At 47.0% G+C, this 24,925-nt stretch carries 27 protein-coding genes and 1 pseudogene; 13 read left to right on the forward strand and 15 right to left on the reverse strand.

Going from position 1 to position 24,925, the window contains the following annotated elements:
• Positions 1–74 precede the first annotated feature (74 nt).
• Positions 75–188, reverse strand: a complete 114-nt coding sequence (locus HRE53_RS05455; protein ID WP_212662552.1) for a Photosystem I reaction center subunit IX — start codon at positions 186–188, stop codon at positions 75–77.
• Positions 189–235: 47 nt separating this feature from the next.
• A complete protein-coding gene (locus HRE53_RS05460; protein WP_212662553.1) occupies positions 236–739 on the reverse strand; it encodes a Photosystem I reaction center subunit III in 504 nt (167 codons plus the stop codon).
• 171 nt (positions 740–910) lie between these two features.
• Here HRE53_RS05460 and tsaD point away from each other — a divergent pair, with 171 nt between their 5' ends.
• Together tsaD and HRE53_RS05470 are read left to right on the forward strand one after the other, a co-directional pair.
• Entirely contained in the window at positions 911–1,954 is a 1,044-nt protein-coding gene (gene tsaD / locus HRE53_RS05465) for a tRNA (adenosine(37)-N6)-threonylcarbamoyltransferase complex transferase subunit TsaD (protein WP_235109370.1), read from the forward strand.
• A gap of 35 nt (positions 1,955–1,989) precedes the next feature.
• Positions 1,990–2,763: a ZIP family metal transporter gene (locus tag HRE53_RS05470; RefSeq protein WP_235109372.1), complete on the forward strand. Its 774-nt coding sequence runs from the start codon at positions 1,990–1,992 to the stop codon at positions 2,761–2,763.
• Positions 2,764–2,877: 114 nt separating this feature from the next.
• Here HRE53_RS05470 and HRE53_RS05475 read toward each other — a convergent pair whose 3' ends face one another.
• Complete coding sequence (locus HRE53_RS05475; protein ID WP_235109373.1) at positions 2,878–4,350, reverse strand: alpha/beta hydrolase; 1,473 nt, start codon at positions 4,348–4,350, stop codon at positions 2,878–2,880.
• 197 nt (positions 4,351–4,547) lie between these two features.
• On the opposite strand from HRE53_RS05475, the gene HRE53_RS05480 reads away from it, so the two are divergent.
• Positions 4,548–4,739 (forward strand): cold-shock protein, encoded by a 192-nt coding sequence (locus HRE53_RS05480; RefSeq protein WP_212662557.1) that lies wholly within the window; start codon positions 4,548–4,550, stop codon positions 4,737–4,739.
• Positions 4,740–4,957: 218 nt separating this feature from the next.
• On the opposite strand, the gene HRE53_RS05485 is transcribed toward HRE53_RS05480, so the two are convergent.
• Both HRE53_RS05485 and bchL read right to left on the reverse strand, forming a co-directional pair.
• Positions 4,958–6,370: a ferredoxin:protochlorophyllide reductase (ATP-dependent) subunit N gene (locus HRE53_RS05485; RefSeq protein ID WP_212662558.1), complete on the reverse strand. Its 1,413-nt coding sequence runs from the start codon at positions 6,368–6,370 to the stop codon at positions 4,958–4,960.
• A 95-nt stretch (positions 6,371–6,465) separates the two neighbouring features.
• Positions 6,466–7,332 (reverse strand): ferredoxin:protochlorophyllide reductase (ATP-dependent) iron-sulfur ATP-binding protein, encoded by an 867-nt coding sequence (bchL, locus tag HRE53_RS05490; RefSeq protein ID WP_212662559.1) that lies wholly within the window; start codon positions 7,330–7,332, stop codon positions 6,466–6,468.
• 1,128 nt (positions 7,333–8,460) lie between these two features.
• Here bchL and HRE53_RS05495 point away from each other — a divergent pair.
• From HRE53_RS05495 to HRE53_RS05510, 4 genes are all read left to right on the forward strand, one after another.
• Positions 8,461–8,988 carry an SRPBCC family protein gene (locus HRE53_RS05495; protein WP_235109375.1) on the forward strand — a complete coding sequence of 176 codons (528 nt, stop codon included), beginning with the start codon at positions 8,461–8,463 and terminating at the stop codon, positions 8,986–8,988.
• Between the two features lie 181 nt (positions 8,989–9,169).
• The gene (locus HRE53_RS05500) at positions 9,170–10,243 is read left to right on the forward strand and encodes an Mrp/NBP35 family ATP-binding protein (RefSeq protein ID WP_212662561.1); all 1,074 of its coding nucleotides are present in this window, start codon (positions 9,170–9,172) and stop codon (positions 10,241–10,243) included.
• A 48-nt stretch (positions 10,244–10,291) separates the two neighbouring features.
• On the forward strand, positions 10,292–11,569 hold the full coding sequence (gene rodA, locus HRE53_RS05505; protein WP_212662562.1) for a rod shape-determining protein RodA: 1,278 nt from the start codon (positions 10,292–10,294) through the stop codon (positions 11,567–11,569).
• Positions 11,570–11,657: 88 nt separating this feature from the next.
• Positions 11,658–11,846 carry an NAD(P)H dehydrogenase subunit NdhS gene (locus tag HRE53_RS05510; protein WP_212666344.1) on the forward strand — a complete coding sequence of 63 codons (189 nt, stop codon included), beginning with the start codon at positions 11,658–11,660 and terminating at the stop codon, positions 11,844–11,846.
• Between the two features lie 30 nt (positions 11,847–11,876).
• Here HRE53_RS05510 and HRE53_RS05515 read toward each other — a convergent pair whose 3' ends face one another.
• From HRE53_RS05515 to HRE53_RS05530, 4 genes are all read right to left on the reverse strand, one after another.
• A complete protein-coding gene (locus tag HRE53_RS05515) occupies positions 11,877–12,998 on the reverse strand; it encodes an RDD family protein (RefSeq protein WP_235109376.1) in 1,122 nt (373 codons plus the stop codon).
• A 16-nt stretch (positions 12,999–13,014) separates the two neighbouring features.
• Complete coding sequence (locus tag HRE53_RS05520) at positions 13,015–13,668, reverse strand: hypothetical protein (protein WP_235109378.1); 654 nt, start codon at positions 13,666–13,668, stop codon at positions 13,015–13,017.
• A gap of 78 nt (positions 13,669–13,746) precedes the next feature.
• On the reverse strand, positions 13,747–14,616 hold the full coding sequence (locus tag HRE53_RS05525) for a S1 RNA-binding domain-containing protein (RefSeq protein WP_235109380.1): 870 nt from the start codon (positions 14,614–14,616) through the stop codon (positions 13,747–13,749).
• Between the two features lie 256 nt (positions 14,617–14,872).
• The gene (locus HRE53_RS05530) at positions 14,873–15,508 is read right to left on the reverse strand and encodes a fasciclin domain-containing protein (RefSeq protein WP_396124522.1); all 636 of its coding nucleotides are present in this window, start codon (positions 15,506–15,508) and stop codon (positions 14,873–14,875) included.
• 495 nt (positions 15,509–16,003) lie between these two features.
• On the opposite strand from HRE53_RS05530, the gene HRE53_RS05535 reads away from it, so the two are divergent.
• Both HRE53_RS05535 and HRE53_RS05540 read left to right on the forward strand, forming a co-directional pair.
• Complete coding sequence (locus HRE53_RS05535; protein WP_235109381.1) at positions 16,004–16,600, forward strand: hypothetical protein; 597 nt, start codon at positions 16,004–16,006, stop codon at positions 16,598–16,600.
• Positions 16,601–16,684: 84 nt separating this feature from the next.
• Positions 16,685–17,570 (forward strand): annotated as a pseudogene (locus HRE53_RS05540) (hypothetical protein).
• A 29-nt stretch (positions 17,571–17,599) separates the two neighbouring features.
• Here HRE53_RS05540 and HRE53_RS05545 read toward each other — a convergent pair.
• Positions 17,600–18,523, reverse strand: coding sequence for an MBL fold metallo-hydrolase (locus tag HRE53_RS05545; RefSeq protein ID WP_235109383.1), 924 nt, complete (start codon positions 18,521–18,523; stop codon positions 17,600–17,602).
• Between the two features lie 199 nt (positions 18,524–18,722).
• Complete coding sequence (locus HRE53_RS05550; RefSeq protein WP_235109384.1) at positions 18,723–19,430, reverse strand: sulfotransferase; 708 nt, start codon at positions 19,428–19,430, stop codon at positions 18,723–18,725.
• 201 nt (positions 19,431–19,631) lie between these two features.
• On the opposite strand from HRE53_RS05550, the gene HRE53_RS05555 reads away from it, so the two are divergent.
• Genes HRE53_RS05555 through HRE53_RS05565 form a run of 4 tightly spaced genes read left to right on the forward strand, consistent with a single transcriptional unit; the run spans position 19,632 to position 22,096 of the window.
• Positions 19,632–20,156, forward strand: a complete 525-nt coding sequence (locus tag HRE53_RS05555) for a DUF1995 family protein (protein ID WP_255801228.1) — start codon at positions 19,632–19,634, stop codon at positions 20,154–20,156.
• The gene (locus tag HRE53_RS34275) at positions 20,134–20,343 is read left to right on the forward strand and encodes a DUF1995 family protein (RefSeq protein WP_255801229.1); all 210 of its coding nucleotides are present in this window, start codon (positions 20,134–20,136) and stop codon (positions 20,341–20,343) included. Before HRE53_RS05555 ends, HRE53_RS34275 begins: the two co-directional genes overlap by 23 nt.
• 8 nt (positions 20,344–20,351) lie before the next feature.
• Entirely contained in the window at positions 20,352–20,804 is a 453-nt protein-coding gene (locus tag HRE53_RS05560) for a hypothetical protein (protein WP_235109385.1), read from the forward strand.
• A 29-nt stretch (positions 20,805–20,833) separates the two neighbouring features.
• The gene (locus HRE53_RS05565; RefSeq protein ID WP_255801231.1) at positions 20,834–22,096 is read left to right on the forward strand and encodes an acetylornithine transaminase; all 1,263 of its coding nucleotides are present in this window, start codon (positions 20,834–20,836) and stop codon (positions 22,094–22,096) included.
• A gap of 93 nt (positions 22,097–22,189) precedes the next feature.
• On the opposite strand, the gene HRE53_RS05570 is transcribed toward HRE53_RS05565, so the two are convergent.
• The 4 genes from HRE53_RS05570 to HRE53_RS05585 form a co-directional block, all read right to left on the reverse strand.
• On the reverse strand, positions 22,190–22,336 hold the full coding sequence (locus HRE53_RS05570) for a hypothetical protein (RefSeq protein ID WP_235109387.1): 147 nt from the start codon (positions 22,334–22,336) through the stop codon (positions 22,190–22,192).
• An 18-nt stretch (positions 22,337–22,354) separates the two neighbouring features.
• On the reverse strand, positions 22,355–23,020 hold the full coding sequence (locus HRE53_RS05575) for a hypothetical protein (protein ID WP_235109388.1): 666 nt from the start codon (positions 23,018–23,020) through the stop codon (positions 22,355–22,357).
• A gap of 69 nt (positions 23,021–23,089) precedes the next feature.
• Positions 23,090–24,043 carry a thermonuclease family protein gene (locus tag HRE53_RS05580; protein WP_235109389.1) on the reverse strand — a complete coding sequence of 318 codons (954 nt, stop codon included), beginning with the start codon at positions 24,041–24,043 and terminating at the stop codon, positions 23,090–23,092.
• Positions 24,044–24,283: 240 nt separating this feature from the next.
• The gene (locus tag HRE53_RS05585; protein ID WP_212662575.1) at positions 24,284–24,757 is read right to left on the reverse strand and encodes an Hsp20/alpha crystallin family protein; all 474 of its coding nucleotides are present in this window, start codon (positions 24,755–24,757) and stop codon (positions 24,284–24,286) included.
• Positions 24,758–24,925: the final 168 nt, after the last annotated feature.

Consider the following 24,925-nt stretch of genomic DNA (forward strand, 5'->3'; position numbering starts at 1 on the left):
AGAGAGGTTGAGCAACTCACATTTGAGCTAGTTAGACTCACGCCTAACATAAATTCCAACCTAATTGCTTCACCTTAGTAAGGGAAAAACAAGATATCTGGGAAAAAGCGATTAAGCTCAACCAAGAACCCTGCTGTAAGGGTAAAAAAGACAAAAGCAATCACAGGAGCCGTACTAAAAAACTTCATAAAACCTTTCTCCGAATCAATTTGGGGTGGGTCATAAACCCATGCATTTAGCGCGGTGAGACCGTAACATCAGAATCTGGAACAGTCAACTTACCAGAAGTGACTTCCCCAAGAGCTTTGAGGGGCCAAGCTAACGCGGCAATGGTAGAAGAAAGAGCCAAAGGCACATCAATAATGATTTCGCCCATTGCTGGGTTCTTAGGATTCTTCTTGCGGTTAGCAATTTGGTAATTGCGGCTAGCATTACCGATACCACCAGCGATATAGATGAAAAGCAGACCAGGGATCAGAAAATCACCGGCACGGCTCCAAGGTCCGCCTGCAATAATTCGGGGCAGACCATCATCAGCACCGCACAAAGCGCTGCTATACATTTCAAAACGCTTCCGGCCAGATTCAGGATCACCAGTAGTATTACGAGCTTTAGCGGCCCGCTCTTGGAATTGGGGGGACTCACTACAGGGAACGAGTCCACCAATATCCGCAGAGGCTGGAGGGACAACACCAAGCCAGAGTGTCAAAACGACAAGGACAGCAAACAATCGACGCATAGAAATTGTTTCCCTTATAACGAAACAAGAATTTTTACGTAACAAAAAGCATTAACTTTTTGCCAGCGTAGACGCATAGACTTAAGAAGCCATCATACTCTTTGAGTAGGGTCTTGGTAAAGCATTGAAGCCCCTAAATACACGCATACACCATCAAAAAGTTACCAGTTTATGGCAACAGTTTTAGCAATTGAAACGAGTTGTGATGAAACTGCCGCTGCAGTTGTAAAAAAACGTCACATTTTAAGTAATATTGTTGCGTCCCAAATCGAAATTCATCGGCCCTATGGCGGTGTAGTACCAGAGGTCGCCTCCCGCCACCATGTGGAATCCATCAATGATGTCGTTAGCAAAGCCTTGTCCCAAGCCAATATAGATTGGCTAGACATTGATGGTATCGCTGTCACTTGTGCCCCTGGGCTGGTGGGAGCTCTGCTAGTTGGATTAACCGCAGCCAAAACCTTGGTCCTACTGCACCATAAACCCCTCATTGGGATTCACCATTTAGAAGGGCACATTCATGCGTCCTATCTTCAGAATCCTGATTTAGTCCCTCCTTTTCTTTGCCTACTAGTATCTGGTGGCCATACCAGCTTGATTAAGGTGGAAGACTGTGGCCAGTACCATACCCTAGGTCAAACCCGAGATGACGCAGCTGGAGAAGCCTTTGATAAAGTGGCTCGCCTGCTGGGTCTGGGATATCCCGGTGGACCTGCCATTGATCACATTTCCAAGTCAGGCAATCCTAAAGCTTTTGCCCTACCTGAAGGAAAAATTTCGCTACCAGAAGGGGGCTTTCATCCCTATGACTCCAGCTTTAGCGGCTTAAAAACAGCCGTTCTGCGCTTAGTAGAATCCTTGCGGCAGGAAGGGGAAGACGTGCCCGTTGCGAATATTGCAGCCAGCTTTCAACAGACCGTTGCTCAAGGGCTGACTCGACGAACCATCAAATGTGCCGTAGACCATGGTTTATCAACCATTACAGTGGGCGGTGGCGTGGCCGCCAATAGTGCCCTACGGCAACATTTATTAGCAGCTGCCGAAGACAAAAGCTTACAAGTCCTGTTTCCGCCCCTATCTCTTTGTACAGACAATGCCGCTATGATCGCTTGTGCAGGTGCGGAACATTTAGCTCGAGGCCATACCTCACCTCTTACCTTGGCTGCATTATCCCGAATGCCCATCTCTAAAGTGATGGAATTGTACCAAGGGTAATCCCGAATGCCATAACCTTTGGAGCTTGACGCTGAATGAATCTGATCGTGGTGGGGTCAGTCGCTAGCTTAGTGGCTGGACTGGCAACAGGTATCGGTGCATTGCCCGTATTATTCGTTAAAACTCTGACAGACCGCCTGCAAGGTATTTTTCTCGGCTTTGGCGGTGGCGTCATGTTAGCAGCCACTGCCTTTTCCCTCATCGTGCCGGGAACAGACCTAGCAGTGGGCCAAGGCAATACCGAAACCCAGGCAGCTTTAATCATGGTGTTGGGCATTTTGCTGGGAGGTGGCTTCCTGTGGCTGGCCCACAATAATTTCCCCCACGAGCACTTCTTCAAAGGTCAGGAAGGCCCGTCAACCTCTAACATGGCTCGCATCTGGCTATTTGTGGTCGCCATCACCCTGCACAATTTCCCAGAAGGAATGGCAGTAGGAGTGGGGTTTAGTGGAGGCTCCTTATCCAGCGGCATCGCCCTTGCCATTGGCATAGGCTTGCAAAATATGCCAGAAGGACTCGTGGTGGCCATCGCTCTGCGGTCGCTTAACTACTCATCTCTCTACGCCCTAGGAGTAGCATTTCTCACAGGCCTAGTTGAACCTATAGGCGGTATCGTTGGTGCCAGTATTATCAGTCTGGCCCAACCCCTTTTACCCTGGGCAATGGCCTTTGCGGCAGGAGCCATGTTGTTTGTGATTAGCGATGAGATTATCCCTGAAACCAGCCGCAAAGGCATTCAACAGGAAGGGACTCTCGGCATCATGCTAGGTTTTGTAGTCATGATGTATTTAGATGTTGCCCTAGGGTAAAAGGCGAAGAAACAGCCTTAAAACAACATTATCTTGAACCAATCGAGGGCTTCGGCTCCGCTCAGCCCCGTTACACAAAACAACTCTAGGAATTTAAGCAAAAGTCAGCGGACCTTATGCAACCAGCGGGAACGCAGCTGCCAAAGACCAGCCAAAAAACAATGCACTGCCAATTCCATAACTCCAAGCATCCTTCACGTAAGCGGCCACAAAAGAGAGGATGCCAAAAAAGATGGGGAAGACAGGTAACAGCAAAAAAACAAATCCCAATTGGGGAACCAGGCTAATCGTCCACACTAATCCTGCAATCAACACAATGGTCTGGCCTAGCCACCATAAAATACGCTTGCCTATCCCAATCTCTTGTTGGGCAATACCTGAGGCCAAGAACCAAGGTAAACAGGCCAGAGACAATATCGGCCATAGCTGCAAGCGGGCAGGGATTAACCACCATTGCACCCAGACGACTTGAGCCATTGCCCCAAAGGCAAACCATAAGAGAATAAACACCAGCAATCCTATCCCTACGGTTTTAGATGGGGAAAAGTGACCGTGCCAGCGTGTTCTAGCAGGCCATAGACCTTGCACCCCTAGCCAAAACAAACCACCCAACAAAAACCAGATGCCTAAAGCTCCCCCTACTTTTAGTCCAACCAAATTTTCCAACTCTACTCCCTGACTGATAAAGCGTACGCCAGCAGTAGCGGCTAGGGGCGTAGCTAGTAATCCTCCCCAGTTTTGCCAAGGCTTAAGGGATGTGATTGGAGTTGCTGGAGCCGCAACACTAGGGACAATGGCGGCAAGGGCCATCAAACCGCCGATTAGGTGTAAGCCGTACCAGCCTATCCGTCGGTCCATATAGCTGCTGGTCTTCAATTGGCTAAAGGTTTGATTTAACCACTGCAGAGCACTTTGGTGGCTAATATCACTAAACAAGATGGTGATGTGTTCAACCTTAGGTACAACAATCAGCTTTCTTCCCTTACCCTCAACTAGGTTTTGATTGTTTCCTCCGGCAGTTTGCAGCAGTTTGCGAGCACTCTCGACAAATTGACCTTCTCCACTCCCCACTTGGAGCTGTAAGTTGGCGGGTTTGTCAGCAGTCACCCCTGCACGGGTGGGTGAGACGGCAATGGTAGCGTCGAAGCGATCGCGTTGTTCGATACTGGCCGTCATCACCGCACTACTCCCCATGGAATGTCCCAGAATCGCCAGTCGTTCTGGATCCACTTCTGGCTGTTCGAGTAGGGCCTGATAGGCAACCTCTAAATCCGGCTGTAGGGTCTCCATATTCAACGGGGCAGGATTAGCACCATGTCCACTAAAATCCCACAAAAGACTGCCATAGCCTGCTTGGGCAAAGGTGTAACCATACCCCAGCATCAGTTGCTTAGACCCGGCAAAGCCATGGGCAATTAAAACGCCAGGTACCGGATCACTATTTTTAGGCGCGATGAAAATCATGGGGATATCATTCGCCGTCAAGGAACGAACCACCAGTCCTGAGCGGGCTTTAAAAACTCCGAACCAAGAGATTGCAATGAGTATAATTGCTGCAACCAACATCAAAAAACGCTGACGATTCATAAAAAAATCAAGAAAGAACTGATAAACATAGACATTTATTCCGTCTATACCACTGTGTACGAGTTTTTTCTCCTATAATGTGCTGAGTCTCTGATCCTATGGAATGACTCAGTGTCGAACCCCATAGCCAATATTGAAGAAGATTCGTACTTCTTGAGAAGGGATAAATACAACATCGGGTAACTAAAGAGGAAATAATGGCAAAAGGTAAAGTGAAGTGGTTCGACGCCCAAAAAGGATATGGTTTTATCGAACAAGAAAGTGGTGGGGATCTATTTGTACACCACTCAGCACTAAGTGAAGAATCTTTAGCAGAGGGCCAAACGGTTGAATTTGAAGTAGGCGAAGGCCGGAAAGGTCCTTGCGCTGTGAATGTCAAGTCAGTATAGACTTTAAGCCAATAGCAAGGAGAAGGCTGCCTAGTCTTCTCCCTTTGCAGATATACGTTTAATCTGTCAGATCGCCTTTTATCTACGATGGCTAGATAAGAACCTACGCATCTGGCTCTTTTCTTGTTTATCTCAGCTCAGTCAAGTATTCGTCGCCATAGCAAAAGCCCTCTGCAGAATTGCAGAGGGCTTTTGCTATGGCAGTAAAGGGAAGGATTCTAAACTTTAGCTTCTTCCTTAACGAGCTTATCCCACCCTAAATCCTTGAGAGAGTTGTTCCGACGCAATGGACGGGTAACTAGCTCTAGGATGTCGCGGGCATTCGTAAACCCATGAATTTGAGCAAAGGTAAACTCAACAGACCACTTGGTATTAATGCCCCGAGCTTCCAGTGGATTGGCATGGGCCATTCCGGTAATCACCAAATCAATATCCTGTTCATAGATGCGCTGGACCTGATTGTAGTTGTCAGGCTTCTCGACAATCTTGGGCATGGGCACACCCATGTCAATACAGGTCTTTTCTAAGAACTTCAGCTCTGCAGCTTGATAGCGCTTATCCATGTAGGGGATGCCAATTTCGGGGCAGGTCATGCCACAGCGAATTAAAAAGCGGGCCAGGGAAACTTCCAGTAAGTTATCTCCCATAAAAAAGACAGATTTCCCACGGATAATCTCAAGATAGTCTTCTAGGTTTGCCCAAATTTTAGCTTCGCGCTCCGCCAAACCTTTAGGCTCAACGTCCAGCACTGAGCATATTTTTTCAATCCAAGCACGGGTCCCATCAGGACCAATGGGGAATGGTGCACCAACGAGCTTACACTTGCGTCGTCGCATTAAGGTTGTCGCAGTACGACTGAGGAAAGGATTAACACCTGCCACATAGTAACCTTCATCAATGACGGGCAATTCTGTAAATCGCTTAGCGGGTAGCCAGCCATTGACTTTAATTCCTTGCTTCTTCAACTCTAGAGTCAGCTGGGTCACCACTGGATCAGGAAGAGAGCCAAACATAACCAGCGGAGCATGGTCATGGTATTCCGATTCTTCGGCGACAACGTCTTCTTTTTTCTTGCCGAAATTGAGCAGCGAGGTAATAGCGTTGCCACGCTCTTGTTTTTCTGATTCCTCGACCACTGCATTACCCTTGGGACAGCGATGGGCCATTGCAGCGAGGACGGTGTCCTCCCCTTGGGTAAAGGCATAGTCCAGACCATTAGCCCGAGCCACCACGATGGGAATATCAATTTCGGATTCCAGGCGAGGTGCTAGACCTTCGAGGTCCATTTTGATGATCTCAGTGGTGCAGGTGCCAATCCAAACAATGACGCTGGGATTACGATCGCGTTTAATCTGCACGCACAACCGCTTCAGTTCTTCATAGTCATTGAGCTGGGCGGAAATATCCCCTTCTTCTAGCTCTGCCATAGCATAGCGAGGCTCAGCAAAAATCATCACACCCATGGCATTTTGCAAGAAATAGCCGCAGGTTTTGGTGCCAATCACAAGGAAGAAGCTATCTTCAATTTTTTGATAGAGCCAGGCTACGCAGCTAATGGGACAAAAAGTATGGTAATTCCCAGTTTCGCACTCAAAATCGAGAGCTTGTGGTTGAGTGTCAGCACGCGTCATAGTTATTAAATCCTTTTCTCAGTTCGGCAGCTATTTAGGGGAGAAACAAGATCACTGCAAGCCATCACAGCCCACAGTGATTAGTTAGATGGAGATTAAACCATCATCAGATCCAGCTCTTCTTCCTCAGTCTTCTTATTAGGTTCAGCAGGATTGAGATAGAAGTCAGATAGCAGCGCAAAGAGTTCGCGATCGGGGGCATCTTCAGGAACAACGCCTTCAGGTCCAGCCAAGATTTGGTCGGCAATATTGAGATAGTAATCACAAACAGGTGCGAGAGATGGATCGCTTTCTGCCATCTCAAACATTGTTTTACCTTTAACACGAGATACACGAATGTCCTCAATCAAAGGCAAGATTTCTAGCACAGGCATGGGGACATGATCGATATATTTGTCGATTAGGTCACGCTTAGAGGTGCGGTTGCCGATCAGTCCTGCAAGACGAAGGGGATGAGTGCGAGCCTTCTCACGAACAGAAGCTGCAATCCGGTTAGCTGCGAATAAAGCATCAAAACCATTGTCAGTGACGATCATGCAGTAGTCCGCATAGTTAAGGGGAGCAGCAAATCCGCCGCAAACCACGTCACCTAAGACGTCAAACAGAATGACATCATATTCATCAAAAGCATTGAGTTCTTTGAGGAGTTTGACGGTCTCTCCAACGACATAGCCGCCGCAGCCCGCGCCCGCTGGAGGACCCCCTGCTTCTACACAGTCGACACCACCATAGCCTTTGTAAATAACATCCTCAGGCCAGACATCTTCGTAGTGGTAATCCTTCTCTTGCAGTGTGTCAATGATTGTCGGAATCAAGAAACCAGTCAAAGTGAAGGTGCTGTCATGCTTAGGGTCACAGCCAATTTGTAGAACCTTCTTGCCTCGCTTGGCTAAGGCAACCGAAATGTTGCAACTGGTTGTAGATTTACCGATTCCGCCTTTTCCGTAAACTGCAAGTTTCACAGTGGGTATTCTCCTATGGTTGTGATTGAAGCAGCGAGCACCGAATGTTTTCTATCCAGTCAGTAGCAAACGCCAAATTTATTAACTGAAGCTCTGTATGAATTATTGAGCATATCCAGACAATTGGGAAGGCGCTAAAGTCTCAAAAAAATCAATTAAAAGATTATTTTTTAGATTTTATTGAGATTTATAGAAACATAAAAGACCTTATGAAGGGCATCAGAAGTTATTTAGCTAATAAATTTATATATGCTTATATTTTTTTATAAAAATAAGAACAACAGACAAATAATACTCAAACCGCCATCTTGTTTACAGAACCGAACCAAATTTCAACCCTATGGCACCTTCGATGGCCCAATATATATGGGCTAAGGTCAACGACTCTTAGTAAGCGCTAAATGCTCAGCTCAATGCAATAGACATAGACCAATCAAGCTAAGGGTTTAGATTTAGCCTTCAAATCCGGGATATCCAGATAACCATTTCATCTTGACTATTCAAGCTGGAGCAGGAACTGAGGTTTGTCTTAGGTATTGATACCTGGGCCATGTAAACACCATCCTGATCGGTGTTAAAGCTGAGTCATATTAATCACTACCAGATTTGGAAGGCCTGAGAAAAAATACTCAATATTGAGCCTTCAGAGTATTACTCAGACATTGCAGGACTTAGGGCGGCAAGCAATTTATTGCCAATCCATCAACAGCCAGGAGTTCAATTCATCCTGATCTAGAGAAAACTAGGATTGTTACGATTAATAAATTTTCCCCTTTTGGCTAACATTTGAGAAGTTGTCTGCCACGACTTCGGCCGTTAGCAGCATTCAATGAAAATTGTCTAGGAATATCATTGAGCCAAAAGCTAGCCGAGCAGCTGGGCTTTGGCTCAACCAAAGACTAAATTTTCTTTGGAAAATAGTTAAATTCGCAACTGTCTTTATAAGGATGGGGATAAGCTAATTCCTAATCATTTACTAGATAGATTGACTGAACTAGCATCTCAACTCGGATCCCGATAGGATGAGTTTAGGACGAATGAGTCGTCGTCTTCAGGTCAACTCAGGTCATTGAGCTTTGATAAAAACTCCCCCAATCCCATGTTCATCAACACCCTAGGAGAGCTGTTTTGACTCCTCACTGGTTGCTTAAGTTCAACGTCTGGAAGCGACGCCAACCCAGCTGGTCCTTGGTAAAAAGCTACGAAACCATTAGCTCGGCATCCGTGGACTCGATTTGGCGAAAAGTGGTTGATTTAGCAGATGTATCTTGGCATCCTCTAATTACCAGCACCAATGTTCCTTATGGTTTAGTGCCAAAGCCCGGTTTGATCTATCAGGCGGTGAGTCGCATGGTGCCCTTACCGTTTCGAATTTTTGTTGAGCGGGTCAATCCAGGGGAACTCGTTAGTTTCCGCATTATTGCGTTACCAGGGGTTGAGGAACGAGTGGTGTATCGGGTAGAATCCAGCATTTGTGGCACCTGTGTCTCTTATTCAGTGATGATGCGAGGCTGGTTATCCCCCTTAGTATGGTCAATGATGCAGAGACATGCAGAGAAAGTGGCCCAAAGATTAGCAGAAGCAGCAGAGAATGAGACGTTGCAGTCTGTTTCTGGCTATCTACCCGCTCGGAAGAATACTTGCTTTGACTTTTAGGGTCCTAGCCGTTTCTAAGCTTAAATTTCTGACATAGCTCAGATTCAATCTGATGGTGAAGGAGGAAGCAACGCTGTTGCTAGCGGCTGGCCACTGACGGTGCAGTCATCTCTTGAGGATGAAGGTATTCCTCCAAAGTTGATACAGTAAGAACCGATAAGACACTCTGATAAAGAACACTATGCCCGACACGATAGCCCCTTCAGCCGCAAAAATTTTGGAGGTCTTGCAACCTGTTCAAGATCCTGAACTCCAAAAGAGCCTGGTGGATCTGAATATGATCCGCAATGTGAAAGTTGAGAATGGCATCGCAACCTTTACCTTGGTCCTGACCACTCCTGCTTGCCCACTGCGCGAGATGATTGTTGACGACTGTAAGAAAGCCGTGCAGACATTACCGGGCATTGAGTCTGTAGAAGTTGAAGTCACAGCAGAAACGCCCCAGCAAAAGAGTGTTCCTGATCGCACAGGGGTGCCTGGGGTCAAAAATATTATTGCGGTTTCTAGCGGTAAAGGTGGGGTGGGCAAAAGCACCGTTGCCGTGAATATTGCCGCGGCCTTGGCCCAGTCAGGCGCGAGTGTTGGCATGATTGATGCCGATATTTATGGTCCCAATGTGCCTACTATGTTGGGCTTAGAAGATGCTGTAGTTGAGGTCCGCAAAGAGGCTCATGGTGATGTGATGGAGCCTGCGATCGCACAGGGTATCAAACTCGTTTCCATGGGTTTTTTGATCGACAAAGATCAGCCCGTCATTTGGCGGGGTCCCATGTTGAACGGCATTATTCGCCAATTTCTCTATCAGGTGGATTGGGGAAACTTAGACTATCTGATTATCGATTTACCCCCCGGCACAGGGGATGCTCAACTCACCCTAGCCCAAGCAGTGCCAATGGCAGGGGTGGTGATTGTCAGTACCCCCCAAAATGTTGCCCTTCTCGATGCCCGCAAGGGACTAAAAATGTTTCAACAGTTGGGTGTGCCCATATTGGGAGTCGTAGAAAATATGAGTTACTTTATCCCTCCCGATCGGCCTGAAACCCAATACGATATTTTTGGCTCTGGGGGCGGTGAAAAGATAGCGCAGGAATTAGGTGTTCCTTTAATTGGCTGTGTTCCCCTAGAGATTCCGGTGCGCGAAGGTGGAGATCAAGGAAAGCCGATTGTCCTCAGTGGCTCATCTGCCTCTGCCCTAGCTTTCAAGAAGATTGCAACGGATGTTGCGGCGAAGGTTTCGGTTGCAGCTTTGACTTAAGTTGTTAGACCACTCTTTTTTATCCAGCCTTTAAGCTTCGATTCTTCCATGCTGATCAATAAAACTCTGCGCAAATGGTTTCCATGGCGAACCTGGATTCAGCCTTGGGATAATATCGACCGTTGGTTACTGCTGTTAGCGATTGGGTTAACGGTTTTTGGCGGCATTTTGATTCGGAGTACCCAAGCAACCCAAGGTTGGACAGACTGGCTCCAGCATTGGACGATTGGGGCCATTGGGGTGGCTATTGCCATGACGATTGCCACTTGGCCCTATCAAATTCTATTGAGTTTACACTGGCTCATTTATGCGGTGACAAATTTATCGTTGGTCGCCGTTATCGCTATAGGAACCAGCGAATTGGGAGCTCAAAGATGGATCTCCGTGGCCGGTTTTAATGTTCAACCGTCTGAATTTGCCAAAATTGGAGTCATTATCTCTTTAGCTGCCCTACTCCACCATCGTCCCGCCACTAAGCTATCTTCAGTCCTCCAGATTCTGGCTATTACTTTTATTCCTTGGGCGTTAGTACTGGTTCAGCCCGACCTAGGAACATCTTTGGTGTTTGCGGCCATTACCCTAGGCATGATGTATTGGGCCAATGCCAATTTGGGTTGGATTGTTCTCCTATTTTCACCGCTAATCTCTGGAATTTTATTCAATATTCCCCCAACCTCCCATTGGCTATGGATAATTTGGGCTATTTGGTTGGTTTCGATTGCGTTTATCGGTTGGCTCAGTATTCCCTTCCGGATGATCGGGGGAATGGGCGCCTTGTTGATTAATTTAGGCTCTGGCGTGTTGGGCCGAGTCGCGTGGGGGTTTCTTCAGGAATATCAAAAAGCTCGGATCATTCTGTTTCTAGATCCTGAACAAGATCCCTTGGGGGGAGGCTATCACCTGATTCAGTCTCGGATTGCCATTGGCTCAGGACAGCTTTGGGGGCGAGGGCTAGATCAAGGAACGCAGACGGGGTTAAGTTTTATCCCCGAGCAACATACCGACTTCATTTTTTCGGCGGTGGGGGAGCAATTTGGCTTTGTCGGCAGTTTAGCTCTGATAGCCGCCATTTGGCTGTTATGTATCCGCCTGATTTTTGTGGCTTTGAATGCTGAAGACGATTTTGGTTCTTTAATCGCCATCGGTGTGCTGTCGATGGTTATTTTTCAAGTCTTTGTGAACATTAGTATGACCATCGGTCTGGCCCCTGTGACGGGGATTCCTTTGCCTTGGCTGAGTTATGGTCGTTCAGCCCTACTGACAAACTTTATTGCCATAGGTTTAGTAGAATCGGTGGCCAATCACCGGAAAAAACGCAGATTTTAACGGGCTCTTCTGCGACTTGAAGGGGAATTAGTCCATTATGATAAAAAAGCTAGTGTGATGCAGTTAAGGTCTAAAACGAATGAGCGCCATGATTTTGCCCGGTTCAGCAGTTCGCGTTGTGAATACGGGTGATACCTATTTTGGATTTGAAGGCCAGGTCCAACGGGTTGCAGATGGTCAGGCAGCCGTTATTTTTGATGGGGGAAACTGGACCAAGATTGTCACGTTTCGCCTACCCGAGTTAGAGATCGTCAAACGAGGCAAAGGTAAAAAGTAAGGCTTCTAAGGTTGATCGCAGCGGAATCGCCTAGGACTGGTTGGCTTGTTGACAAGCCAAGTAGGTGGCTTCGACTAATTCCAAATCATCGAGGCCTAAAGCGAGGGGCTGGTTGTTTTGCCCCAGAAGGGTCCGAATTTGATCGGCAAGTTTGGTAGTGACTTGCGATCGCATCCGGGATACCAGTTGCGATCGATATCCTAGAAAATCTCGCAGCGTCAGAAATTGATCAGGCGTTATCGTTTTGAGCTGAGGATTTGTAACCAACTCTGTAGCCAGCTGGGATGAAATGGGCGAGAAATCAAAGAGTTGTTGAGTCTCATTAGCACCCTGTTGCTGATCCTGAACCACTAAAGTACCCGCCACTAAATCTCCTAGGCGTTTTTCTGATTGGGTCACCGTAATCAGAATGACACCTACAAAGAAAAAGAAAACATCAATACTATTCAACAAACTGCGAATACTACTTTCTTTGATACCAACCGGCTGCCCCGTATCCCGCACAACTCGAATTTTGGCGATACGTTTGCCCGGCGTTTGTCCCTGCCATAAGGTTTCAAAGGCGATGAAATAGCAATTGGATAAAGCAAACGTCAAAAAGGTAGCAATGGCTTCAATCCATTGGTTTAGTTCACCCTGATCAAATGCAGCACTGGCATTGGTCAGAACGGGGAGCAAGATAGAGAGATACAAAATCGAGCCAAAGTACCAAAACAGGCAAATGCCCACCCATAGCAATAGCTGATCAATGGCCCAGGCCAAGGTTCGACTACCAATGCCTCCTAATGCTAAATCTAGCTCAATACTTTCTGGGGTTTGCAACATAACGCGCCGCAAATGGTTCTGAGGATTCGTCGCAGTAATATCCAGATCAAACGTTAATCCCTCATTACGACTGCGTAAATCGTAATAAATGACTGCTTTGATTGCTTGATAAACCGGAAAAGCCGCAATCATAATAAATAAAATTGCGAAGACACTAAAAATAGACAAGAACATACTCATCGAGAAAGGAGGGATTAATAGCAATCCACAGATTATGACGACGGATAGAGATTGCCACCCCTGCCTTTGGGTCAGTTGCCAGCTCCGTCGAATCGCCTCTCGGGCAGAGACATTTTCGAAGGCAATGACAACATCAAATAGCCACAACCGAGCGATAAAATAACTAAAAAAATAAGAAGAGCCCAATATAGAGTAATAAGAATAGAACAATAACCGTAATCAGAGTCAGTAGAACCGAAGAAAAATCTTGCTCCGACAGGGTGAAGAAATCAAAAAAATCCGGGTCGCGGATAGACGAAAAAAAGACTCTCAGGATCAGCCCGAGAATAAAAGCCAAGACAAAATATATTCCTGCCAAGGCCAACCAGAACAGCACTTCTCCTCGAAAGAATGTCCATATCCGGGGGAAGAGCCTTTTTTGAATGTCTTCCTTCGTTTCACTACGGCTGACCAGTTTATTGAAAACAAGCTGGGAGAGGACGCCACCGATAGCCGTCTTACGACCCCGGCCAAAAGCCAACAGCGGCAGAGTAAACAGTAGTGACAAAATCCCAAGTTCTGTCCAATTAGACAACCCAATCGTTTGGCCAATAACAGACCCTATACCTGCACAGAAGGAGGCTCCCAAACCTGTCAAAAAAAGCCAGAGATAGGACTGTAAACTGGTTGTGATGTAATCATCGCTTTTTTCTCGAAAAAGCTGAATGGCGACCGTCACGACATTCCCAGCCGTCAGCACAGAGTGGATGCGATGACTGCTGGTAAAGCCCTGTCCATAGGCAGCTCCGCCAGCATCATTCGGTATATTCTCAGCCATAGATTAAAGGGGCATCAACTGAAGACATTAGCTAGGATGCCCTAGTTTCAGCCAGACCAAGGAGAACAGACAGAAAATTTATTGCTGGCGCATTTTTTCAAGATAGCGATTAGCCCTAATTTCGGCCTCTGCCATCACTTCTTCCAAGCTATCTACTATTTCTCCTGGGCGATTTTCCAACACTTTCGTAGATAGAGACACTCGCCCCCGTCCTGGGTCAAGATCCAAAACAATGGCTTTGATCGGTTCCCCAATCTTAAGAACTGAACTGAGATTAGGGACAAAGTTCTGACTCACTTCTTTGATGTGCAGTAAACCGGTCAGCCCTTGGAGTTTAATAAAGGCACCAAACGGCTTGAGGTCAGATACCGTACCACTAACCAATTGCCCAATTTCCAATTCGCCAATACGACTGGATTGTTCGGCCATCCGATTCGACAACACCAGCTTTTTCCGTTCGGAATCCACTTCTAGAAAGGTGACCGTCAATTGACTACCAATTTGTCCCTCTAAATTATCTCGGTCTAACAGGTGAGACCGAGGGATAAATCCCCGTAGTCCTTCAACATCAGCAGTTACACCACCTTTGTTGACCCCTGTAATCGTGACCTGAATACTTTGATCTTGAGATTGCAACTCTAATAATTTTGTCCAGAGATGCTTCAGTTCCAAACGACGAATCGACAACGTTACTTGACCATTGGCATCTTGGCCTTTGATGATCAAAAACTCACGCTCTTCCTCTAAGGGAACTATTTCTTCCAGAGAGAATTGTTTACGAAGAGAGGCCTCTTGGCTAGGGAGAAAAGCAGTGGCTTTACCCCCGATATCTATATAGGCACCATCACTGTCGTAATTAACAGTTTTTCCCTGCACTATTTGTCCCACTTCAAAAGAATAATCGTGCTGGGACAGTGCTTTGGCAAAATCGTCGGCTGAGAATGACAAGGTATTTTCCGGGCAGTCTAAAACATCTATGGCTACAATCTTATAGCAAGCTACAAAGATACAAATACAAAATTATTATGAGTTTTTGGAACTCAAACTTTAACCCTCGGAAATGTGGGAAATATTGTGATCCAGATATTCGCCAGTTCGACCTTGCAATCCGGAAAATTTCAACCAAAAAGGCTGGGTGAAGATCCCAGCCTTTTTATCATCAATGACTTGATTCGAGATTTAGAGATTGAGCCTAGGACTCACCTTAGAGATCAGGAGGAAGCAAAACCTTGTCAATCACGTGGATAACCCCATTGCTACCCATCACATCAGCCTGAACAACATTGGCGTTGTTAACCGTGACTGCACCGGATTCAACCGTTACTTTCACAGGATCACCCGCAACTGTTGTCACATCTCCAGATTCTAAATCCGTTGAGACTGCCTTCGCCGGTACAACGTGATAAGTCAAGATTTTAATCAGCGTTTCTTTGTTCTCTGGCTTCAGTAGAGTATCCACTGTTCCAGGAGGCAAAGCTGCAAAAGCTTCTTCAGTCGGTGCAAAAACCGTAAATGGCCCTTCGCCCGATAGAGTTTCTGCTAATTCTGCAGCTTTGATGGCTGCGACTAACGTTTTGAAGGAGTCATTCGCACTGGCAACTTCAACAATGGTGCCTTCTGCCGCGCTGGCATCAGAGGAGTCTTCCATTTCTGCACTAGGTGCTTCAGAATCCATTGCTTCAGCAGGGGCAGTCTCCTCAACGGCAGCAGGAGCAGCCTCACCCGTACACCGAGAGTTAAGGGGAAAGTGCTTACAGAGGACTTTCATGATTGCTGGGCTTAATTCAGCAGGAGCTTCAGAGCCACTGGTTTGAGCGGAAGCAATGCTAGTAGTAGCCAATAGAAATAGGCTAACGATTGATAGACACTTGGTTTTCATTAGGACACACAAAACGCTACTGAACGAGAACAGCAATGATCATCAAAAGACCAAGCTGGAAAGTAAGGGATCAGATCGATCCTCTACAAAACTTTATAAACTAATTTGTCTAAATATTAAAACAAAATTAGCTTGAATAATTATTGTTGCATTTTTTAGGGAAATTTGTTCCCCAAAAAATGAGATTCGAAGGAAAGAAATAAGAGATAATTTTATTTCTGCAAAACAATAATCAAACCTACATCCTTTACTTGAAGAGATAGAAGCTAAAATCCCTATTTTTTATAGCTTTAGAGCTAGAAATCAAGAAAAAAAGACTCTTAAGAGCCGCTCAAAGCTAGGATTCGTGGCTGTTCACGGTATTAATTTTCGTAAGACAACCTAGCAAGTTGTCGGTCTTCTCCTGGACAATGCAACAGATATCCTAACGACACTACTTATTTATGGAGGTCTCTAATGCTCCCCACTCGGTGGTTGAGACGACTTGCTCCTATGCTTGTCGGCTTGATATTTCTAGTAACTGCTTGTTCATCTACCCCTGATAAATATGACCAAGTCCAAAAAGACACGACCGGTTTTGGAAAGCCTGCAGCTGTTAGTAAAGAGGCTCAAAAAGGTGGCACATTCAATCAATTTTTTCCCAAGAGTGAAGGAGACTTTGATGTTGTTCCAGCCCAAGAAAAGAAGGGGTTTGCTGCTTACAAATTAAATAAAGATGGGGCCACGTTGGCCACCCTCAGTATTAATGACACCATCAGCTTGCCTGCAGCGGTGACCAAATACAGCTCAGCGACAGACAAGATTGCGGGTTATCCCAGTGTTAATCAGGGCACAACCACGACCGGCTTGCTAGTTAATGGTCGCTACCAGGTCAAAGTCCTGTCGAAAGATACATCATTTTCCCAAGCAGATCGGGTGGACTGGTTGCAGAAGTTTGATCTGCAAGGATTAGCTGAACTAGAAGTGACGGCCAATAAGAGTTCTGATACTAAGCAGGCTCCTAAGCTAAATGTGCCCCCCGCACTTAACCCAGTGCTGCAGCCAGCCGCTTAAGTTGGCGTCCAGAGTCATCTTGACTACATAAAGTAGACCAAGTCCTTATCCAAAATAGTGTTGGCAGATATTGAGGAGCCAGTCATGAGTAAGAAAATTTATGAATTAGTGGATAAGCTGCCCAAAGGGGGAATCACCGTGATGGCCCTCAAGTCCCTAGATAAGTTTGTGCCAGGGCAATGGGACAACTTAGTGGGCTTTGATCAAACCATCAAAGCCGTCACCGGAGAGACGGATCCGGCGATGGTTCAGGCCATTGGTGAGCGGGCAATCACTTTGTTTAATGACAAGGGAGAGGGCTATCAGCGAGCCCTATGGTTGTACCAGTCTGTAGACTCGGCATCAGGCATGTTGGGAACCGCTGCCCTCGCCAATCGACTGGGGCAGGATACATTTTTTAGGGTTTTTGAAAAATATTACTCCTAAGCCAGAAAAAGCCCAGACCATTGATCTGAGTGTCAAATTAGTGACTGAGATTGTGGCGTTCTGCCATATCAATGGTATTCCGGGGGATAGTCTGGGGGATTTTCTCAAATCCTTGGGAGACTATAGTGGCGAATCGATCATGCGAATGGCGGCTTTGGTTTCCTTTGATGGCGTCATTCCTTTAGGAGCGGAATTTTCGACCAAGGTGTTGTCCAGCATTAAGGGCATGGGGCCATCGGACTTAGACAACAACCGCACCTTTAAAGGGGTTAAAGATGCCATTCCAGGGGATAACTCTAAGGGCAAGCTGGCCTTTATGACCGAGAGTTTCGAGTCCAGCAAAGGCTGGATGGACAAGTTTGTAGCCGATAAGGGAATTACCCAGGGTGGGGTTGTGGATGGACTATCTCGATTTATTGAGGGATCCCAAAGCAAGCTTGATTATCTAGGGGCTTTTCTGGATATTTCCGCCAAATACTACGAGCATACAGGGGTGCAAACCTTAGCCCGAAGGTTGATTGAACGATCTTACGCTGAGTTATAGGCTCTAAAGACTGCGAGGTCAATCTCAAGCTAGGGGGTCGACCTTGCAGCTAAGTCTTGATAAACGATGGTGAGGAATTTTTGGGGCGGTAAAAATCCTTTCCCCCAGGTTTTGTCGTAGTCAGCGGTGGGTTTGCTGGCAATAAAGTCGGTTAAGGTTATGCCTGTTTGAATCGCAGTACGGGTGCGCGATCGCACATCCAGTAGCATCCGCCGATAGGTCACCAATTCAGCCCGATTAGAGAGGGGACCATGGCCTGGAATAATCTTGGTATCGCGGTCTGCGATCGCTAAAATACGCTCAGTGGCCTCAATCATGCCATCGAGAGATCCCCCATGTTCCGTATCGATAAAAGGATAGATACCGTTGAAATAGACATCTCCGACATGAATCACATTAGCTTCTCGAAAGTGAATCACGGAATCACCATCCGTATGAGCCTGTTCGACATGAAAGGCATGAATCGTCTGACCATTAAGGTGAAAAGTCACCGTATCGCCAAAGGTAATGATCGGAAGGGCAGCGGCGGGAGAAGCAGGAATCTTACGGTCAAAAACCTTGAGAAACTGATCGGTTTTTAAGCGTTCTCGGACATGGTTATGGGCAATAATAACGACCCCAGCTTTGCCGAAATTTTCGTTACCGCCTGTGTGATCAAAATGCCAGTGGGTATTCAGCAAGAATCGCACCGGTTTATCTGTGATTTGATCAAGAGCGGCCTGAATCTTGGCGGTTAAAGGGGCAAATTGATCGTCGATCAGAAAGACACCATCTTCTCCGGTAGACACCCCAATATTGCCACCTTCTCCCAGCAACATATAGACCCCTTCTTCTACAGGGACCGTCTTGATCTCAACTTTGGTGAAGTCTTGAGATTGGGCAAGGGTGGGGCTACCTAAGGACAACAGCACAATGCTGGTGGCTGAAAATGCAAAACGATGCAAGAAACCCATTCGGACTGTCCCCTTGTTCATGAAAATACCCAATTCAAGAATTGCACTGATACCAAGCTGTGCCTGAAGGTGTAACTCTCAAACTCGTGAAACCCAATACTGAGTTGGCTTAGCAAATAATTAGAATTACACTCTTAGATGCTAATTGGTATGAGTGGCAGGTTCCGCTAGCCCTGATCTGAGGTTGTCGAGGCCAAGATCATGATGAGAATTTACGGCAGTGGGTAAGCAGGGTCTTAAAGTCATCTCCACACAGCTCGAAAATATCATCTGCCTCTACAGGATCGAGTTCTTGCTGCCATCGATTCGACCCTTTAATGGATAAATCGCTCTGACGCTTATTTCGAGTCGGTCCTAATTGTTGCCCCGCTAAGGAGGCGATGTTAGGTATGTGGATCGTCAGGCCAAGGTGATGACAAAGCCCTTGCAGGGTTTGTTGAGGATGCTGGTAAATCTCGACATAGTTAAGGAGGGTCAGCCGTTCTGGGGCACGGTTGAGGGCCTGCAATGCTTGCTGAGCATAAGCTTGAAAGGCTAGGGCGACACCCTGCCATAGATACTCATGGGGGCCAAAGCGCTGATTATCCGCCATCGTCGTCACGGTTGAGTCTGAAGATCTTTGGGCTTCGGCAATGGAGCAGTAAACATCCCTCGGATCGCGAACCAAGAACACAACTTGAGTTTGGGGGAAATCTTCCAGGATGCAATCTAGGCACTCTCCCATCCGGGGACATTTGACGATGTCAAATTGCGTCAGTTCTTGGTGATATTGGTTGACCTGCCGATAGGCTTTCGCCATTTGCGGCTGGAAGATCGCCCATTGCGGATCGTCCAGCAAGCTGAGATGAGTCATGGTAGCCAACAGTCTTGAAGTCGCACTAGTACCAGAACGATGAAGACCAGTCACTAAAATTTGCACAGGTAATCTGCCAAGTTTGAACAGGCTATGGTCATGATCTGAACATATCAAGGATTCAGTAATCGAACGATACTTGACTCGACAGATTTGGTTTGAGGGGAGTTATAGGTAAGAATAGTTAGGGACGCATTGTGGCCTTGAGGATTGCCCTCAGATCAACTGAGTCTATTGTTCCGGTGAGAAGTTCAAATGGTCTTTCCCGATTCTTTGGAAACGTCAATATCCCAAGCCATTGAGGCAACGAAGGCTGCGATCGCAGATCACAAAACCCTGCTAAAGATTGATATTGCCATCCCTGAACTCAAGCCCTTACCTGTGGCCCAGCAATATCTCAGCCAACTGCCCGATTTAGGGGAGAACGTCAAAGTCTTTTTCTCCGATACCGGGGCAGCCGCTTTAGCTCGTCATCAATGGCAAGATATTACCTACGAGTTGCGAGGGATTGAAGAATTACTAGAGCCCGTTCAACCCGAGAATGAAGCCTTTGTCTTTATTGCACCTACCCCCGTAGAAGTGGGCAAGGTGGAGAAAATTTGTAGTCAGGCCGGAGATCGCGTCTGCATTTTGTTCAATCCCAAGCTAGAAGATGTTTCAATTGTCGGGATTGGCATGGCGGGTCGGAGCCTAAGAGAGCGATTTCTAAATAATATTGACTCTTGTTATTCTTTTTTTGCCATTAGAACGAGGGGCCGTGATTCGCGCCTATCCCTCTGATTGGCAAGTTTGGTGGGCCGAGGGGGAAGAAGAAGGTAGCGAGTACCAACTTCTGGCATCAGAGGAGAATCGGCCTTCAGGAGAACGGATTGGTCAGATTCTAGCTCCTCTCATGGCTACGGAAGATGTCCGTAAGCCTTCTTTATTGGACAATATGCAGCAATTCTGGAAAGCCCTTACCCAATAATCGCCCTGATGATTTCCCCTCGACGCCTTATGTATGAACAGTCCGTGGTCTATCGCGGACATTTGATCATTCCTTATATCTATAGTGAGATTGCCCAAACCCCAATCTATGCCTATCGCTTGTTGTCTGAACTGGGAAGCCGCAGTGAATGGCATCGGACCAATAATCCAGCGGGCCTTCACTCCAGCCGCATAGAAGGCATTTTGGATATTGCCCGGGAACATTTAGAGGCGGAGGTGTCCGCTATTCCCACCATGGACTACTTCAAGCAGCGCTATATCTACAAACAAAACCTTGTGATCATTTCTGCGATCGCAGACAAGTTCTTTTACGATCATTACCCACCCACCCGGCTGAATAATATTGCCGCCCCTAAGATTTTTGCCAGTGAATTAGCCTGCATTAATTGGGTCAAAGCTGGATTGGATCGCAATTTACAAAAGTCTGCCTCTACAATGTAAGTCAACCTTTCGTCCGTGCAGGAGTGCTTGTGAGCCCCACGAACCTTGCTCAAGATCCATCTGCGGTATCAGCCCATTCCTTTAGTGCTGCCAACTTTGATCAGGATGTAATGACCACCTATGGTCGTTTCCCCATCGCCCTGGAGCGAGGACAAGGCTGTCACGTTTGGGACACAGACGGACGCGAGTATCTAGATTTTGTCGCCGGGATTGCCACCTGCACCTTGGGCCATGCTCATCCCGCCCTAGTGGCAGCAGTAACAGCTCAAATCAAAACCCTCCATCATGTCTCTAATCTGTATTACATCCCCCCCCAGGGAGATCTAGCCCACTGGCTCACCCAACATTCCTGTGCTGATCGTGCCTTTTTCTGTAATTCAGGGGCAGAGGCCAACGAAGGAGCGATTAAGCTGGCTCGGAAGTATGCCCATACGGTTCTCAATATTGAGCAGCCCGTGATTTTGACGGCGGATGCGAGTTTCCATGGTCGGACTCTAGCCACGATTACTGCAACAGCACAGCCGAAGTACCAAAAGAATTTTGATCCCCTGGTACCTGGATTTGAGTATGTACCCTTTAACGATTTAGCAGCCCTCAAGGATAAAATCGCAACGCTAGATCAGGGCCAACGCCAAGTTGCAGCTATCCTCCTGGAGCCCTTGCAGGGGGAAGGGGGTGTGCGCCCCGGCCAACAAGCGTACTTCCAAGGAGTACGCCAGATCTGTGATGAAACTGGCATCTTGCTCATTCTGGATGAGGTGCAAGTCGGTGTAGGCCGGACAGGGAAACTCTGGGGTTATCAAAATTTGGGCATTGAACCTGATGTTTTTACTCTAGCGAAAGGGTTGGCAGGTGGCATTCCGATTGGTGCCCTGCTCAGCAAAGAATTTTGCAGTGTTTTACAGCCAGGAGATCATGCCAGCACCTTCGGCGGCAATCCCTTTGCATGTGCTGCAGCCCTAGCCGTTCTCGATACGTTAGAAACTGAAAATCTGCTAGAAAATTCTGCCCAACGAGGAGAACAGTTACGGGCAGGACTACATACGCTTAAGTCTCAATATCCCAACTTGATTGCTGAGGTTCGCGGCTGGGGACTGATTAATGGCCTAGTTCTCAAAGCTGAGGTTGAACTCACATCGATAGAGGTGATTAAAGCCGCAATGGCAGCGGGTTTACTACTCGTTCCTGCAGGCCCTAAAGTTATCCGCTTCGTTCCTCCTCTAGTGGTGAGTGGGGCAGAGGTAGATAAAGCACTGCAAACCGTCCAGCAAGCTTTGGCTGAACTGGGTTAAAGCTATCCGAGGCATTGCACCATCCCTCGACAACCAGCGTGCTTTCTCAAAGAAGATGTTTATGATCGGCTCATTCCAGAAGAGGGGTGAGTATCATCTTTTTTGAATCTTCACGGCAATGACGGCATAGTGACGTGGACCGAAATTCCAGCGCCAAGGGCCAATAGGGTCCAAGCTAGCCACCTGCTGGCTTAACACGGGATCTTGACGAAAGAGATTGACGATTGCAGCAGGGTTCACACCATGAAAGAAATTACCCTATCGAACTAGCTGCACTAGCACCTGGCTCAGATCTTGGGCGGGAACAGAGGCCAATGGTGGATAGGAATCAGAAGAAACCACATCTGTAATCAGCACCCCCAAACCACCGAGAACTATAAGTTGCATCAGCAAGCGCAAATGCCCCAAGCGAATCGCTTGAATCACCTCCACAAATTGGGGATGGTTTTCGCCAATCGTATCCACAACAATTTTGATCAACTGACTCAATAGGCAAGTTGAGGCCACTACCTCAAACGGGCCTGGAAGTGGCGCAAGGCAGTGAGCCGAAGCATCGATACAAGCAACAATATCTGTCTCTGTGAGAGCAGAGTTGGGGGACCAGTAGGACATCTGCTCGATCATCCCGGTTAAATCAATACCACCGTGCAGATGGATATGAGCATGATCCGCAAGATTTTGTTTGGCTACCCCCTGTGCTAAGGCATCCATATCAATATCTACTAGATGAATATCTTGGTGGAATTGGATAAGGGTCATCAAATCCAGGTCATTACAATTGCCAGCACCTAAAATACACAGACGAGACAGGTCCGAACCATGCTTTAGCAGGGACGTTACTTGACTCCGATGATCTGCAAAGGCGTCCCATGCATTGCTGCTGCTGAGATTAAAGGCAATCTGGCGCTGGATCAGTGAGTTCATAGATGTTGCTATCTCAGGCTTCCAACTCATCAACGGGTAACGTTTCACCCATCCCTATCAGATCCCATATTAGGCAGAGGCTAACTTATCCGCTTGTTTCAGAAGTGGTATGGCAGACAAAGCGGGTTCATCCATAATCTGGGCCGTTGATTTAATAGTGATTTGGGGATTTTTGTTGAACATTCGCAGTTGTCCAGCCACATAGGCATAACTCCGTTTGGGAGCATTCTCGGTACTGAAGTATCGATTGTTGAGCAGATTAACCACCGCTTTGCCTCCCGGAGATTCTGTATTGGGGAGATATAAACTGAAGGGCTGTTTGACCGAACCAATCTCGATCCGGGCACTTGTGGCGGTGATACGTCTTAGCGATCGCAACTCCGTAAACACCACAACCTTCTCCTGGTACTGGGCTCTAGCCACAATCTCCTCAAAATCTAACCGGGAGTTGAGTAAGTCTGACTGGTGAGCTTTATAGTGACGAAACCCATCAACAATTTCAGCTCTGAGGCTCCACCAAATGCCTAAAGCTGCATAATTATGAATATTCTCTCCATTAGCTGCTAATTGGTCCCAAACCCCCAAATTAGCCTCCTGAGCGTCCCGTTCTGCCTGCTGATAGCGCTGATGATATTCAGAAAACACAGCATTGCCATATTTATTGAAATAGGGGCTATATCCTTCTCGAATCATCACTTCTTGATAATCCACCCCCTGTTTATGAATCAGCAAAAGGGGACGGCCATAGTTGTCTTGATAGCGTCGATGGCAAATCTCCGGCGATTCAGTCCCAGGATATTCCAGAGTTACGCGATCATTAGGCTGAAAAAATTGCTCAGCTCGTTCTTTGGCCTGTTGCCCCCAGGGCGTAATGATCTTATTGCTGCCCGAGTTGGATTCTTCAGTTTCCAGATTGAGTAAACGCAGGGACTTCTCTTGTTCAAGATGGGGTAACTGCACCCGAATGGTATCTCCATCAACCACTCGGACAACGGTTGTTTCTATTGTGGTTCCCAGAAACATGACAAGAACGTTCAGATCGTAAGTCAGTCATAACAGATAATGAGAATTTATACCTAGCTCAGGAGCACTTCCTCATGAATGTTTACCTGATGGCATGGCATCCCCCCAATGAACTGCAGCGAAATCAGCTCCTAAAAAAATCCTTGAGGAGCAACAATGCTCCTCAAGGACAGTAGGCATTACCAGAATTCGGTCCAGGGTTAACCCGTTAGACCCAAGAGAGAGCTGGCGGTTAAGTCATTAAACGTTGTCAGCTGTATCTATGGCCGGTGACTCAGTCGCTCCCGCAAGGTTGACCTTCACCACTTTATTTTGTTCGGCTTCGGCTTTTGGCAGGGTGAGGGTGAGAATACCTTGGTCAAAGGAGGCCTCAACCTTAGTATTTTGAACCTCAACCGGGAGCTTAGTGGCTCGATGGAATTGTCCATACCGGATGTCGGAATAGAGGTGTTTAGTGCCGTCTGGCAACTCTTCGGCATGACGCTGGCCGGACAGTGAGATGGATTTTCGAGTCACCTGAATATCCAAATCATCGGCCTTAACACCTGGCAAGAAGGCTTTGAGAATGAGTGCATTGCCCTTATCCCAAACTTCAATGGCAGGGGACCAATTAACGGTGGACGTATCCGCATCCACTATTTCTTCAAAAAGGCGATCAAGCTGGTGACGGATAGCATCAGCTTCTTCGATCGGGTTCCAGTAACGAATCATCATAGTTTTGTACCTCGCATTGGCTGTTATCAGTGAAGCGGAAACAACCGCTTTGTTTGTTCGTTATATCCAATATGCAATACCCAACCCATGATCGAAAATCCTGAAAACCCTATACAGTATGGAGAGAAATCCTACCCTCATCAAGATGTCTGGTGCAGAATAGTTGCG

This window comes from Acaryochloris sp. 'Moss Beach' (assembly GCF_021497025.1).
GTDB classification, from domain to species: domain Bacteria; phylum Cyanobacteriota; class Cyanobacteriia; order Thermosynechococcales; family Thermosynechococcaceae; genus Acaryochloris; species Acaryochloris marina_A.

Bases quoted from the DNA above. Each gene is read 5' to 3' on its own strand.
- HRE53_RS05455 (WP_212662552.1), bottom strand. From the start codon at position 188: ATGAAGTTTTTTAGTACGGCTCCTGTGATTGCTTTTGTCTTTTTTACC.
- HRE53_RS05460 (WP_212662553.1), bottom strand. From the start codon at position 739: ATGCGTCGATTGTTTGCTGTCCTTGTCGTTTTGACACTCTGGCTTGGT.
- tsaD (WP_235109370.1), top strand. From the start codon at position 911: ATGGCAACAGTTTTAGCAATTGAAACGAGTTGTGATGAAACTGCCGCT.
- HRE53_RS05470 (WP_235109372.1), top strand. From the start codon at position 1,990: ATGAATCTGATCGTGGTGGGGTCAGTCGCTAGCTTAGTGGCTGGACTG.
- HRE53_RS05475 (WP_235109373.1), bottom strand. From the start codon at position 4,350: ATGAATCGTCAGCGTTTTTTGATGTTGGTTGCAGCAATTATACTCATT.
- HRE53_RS05480 (WP_212662557.1), top strand. From the start codon at position 4,548: ATGGCAAAAGGTAAAGTGAAGTGGTTCGACGCCCAAAAAGGATATGGT.
- HRE53_RS05485 (WP_212662558.1), bottom strand. From the start codon at position 6,370: ATGACGCGTGCTGACACTCAACCACAAGCTCTCGATTTTGAGTGCGAA.
- HRE53_RS05500 (WP_212662561.1), top strand. From the start codon at position 9,170: ATGCCCGACACGATAGCCCCTTCAGCCGCAAAAATTTTGGAGGTCTTG.
- rodA (WP_212662562.1), top strand. From the start codon at position 10,292: ATGCTGATCAATAAAACTCTGCGCAAATGGTTTCCATGGCGAACCTGG.
- HRE53_RS05510 (WP_212666344.1), top strand. From the start codon at position 11,658: ATGATTTTGCCCGGTTCAGCAGTTCGCGTTGTGAATACGGGTGATACC.
- HRE53_RS05520 (WP_235109378.1), bottom strand. From the start codon at position 13,668: ATGGCTGAGAATATACCGAATGATGCTGGCGGAGCTGCCTATGGACAG.
- HRE53_RS05535 (WP_235109381.1), top strand. From the start codon at position 16,004: ATGCTCCCCACTCGGTGGTTGAGACGACTTGCTCCTATGCTTGTCGGC.
- HRE53_RS05545 (WP_235109383.1), bottom strand. From the start codon at position 18,523: ATGGGTTTCTTGCATCGTTTTGCATTTTCAGCCACCAGCATTGTGCTG.
- HRE53_RS05555 (WP_255801228.1), top strand. From the start codon at position 19,632: ATGGTCTTTCCCGATTCTTTGGAAACGTCAATATCCCAAGCCATTGAG.
- HRE53_RS05560 (WP_235109385.1), top strand. From the start codon at position 20,352: ATGATTTCCCCTCGACGCCTTATGTATGAACAGTCCGTGGTCTATCGC.
- HRE53_RS05575 (WP_235109388.1), bottom strand. From the start codon at position 23,020: ATGAACTCACTGATCCAGCGCCAGATTGCCTTTAATCTCAGCAGCAGC.
- HRE53_RS05580 (WP_235109389.1), bottom strand. From the start codon at position 24,043: ATGTTTCTGGGAACCACAATAGAAACAACCGTTGTCCGAGTGGTTGAT.
- HRE53_RS05585 (WP_212662575.1), bottom strand. From the start codon at position 24,757: ATGATGATTCGTTACTGGAACCCGATCGAAGAAGCTGATGCTATCCGT.